The organism is Carnobacterium sp., assembly GCF_032094055.1.
Classification (GTDB): Bacteria; Bacillota; Bacilli; order Lactobacillales; family Carnobacteriaceae; genus Carnobacterium_A.
Window position 1 is genome coordinate 30,008 of sequence record NZ_DAMDAK010000022.1, and the last position, 302, is coordinate 30,309.

Sequence of the window (302 nt, forward strand, 5' to 3'; positions counted from 1 at the left end):
TTTAGCCTTTAGTTCAGACGATCTTGAAATTGGTTATGATGAAGCTGAGGCCACCACTATCCAATTAGCAGATGACAAGTCCAGTGTTGACGGAGAAGGTGTCAGTATTGATGGAAATACAGTCACTATTGAGAGCGGTGGAACGTACTTGATCAGCGGGACTTTGACGGACGGACAAATTAAAGTTACTGCACCAGATACTGAAGACGTTCACCTAATTTTAAATGGAGTGACGGTAACATCTTCATCCAGTGCACCCCTATTGATTGAAGCAGCAGAGGATGTTTTTGTGACTTTAGCAG

1 protein-coding gene is annotated in these 302 nt (G+C 43.0%); it reads left to right on the forward strand.

Annotated features, from left to right (window positions below; all coding sequences use genetic code 11):
* Nucleotides 1-302, forward strand: a 302-nt coding sequence (locus tag RT405_RS05290) for a carbohydrate-binding domain-containing protein (protein ID WP_313468182.1), incomplete at both ends; no start/stop codon positions are given.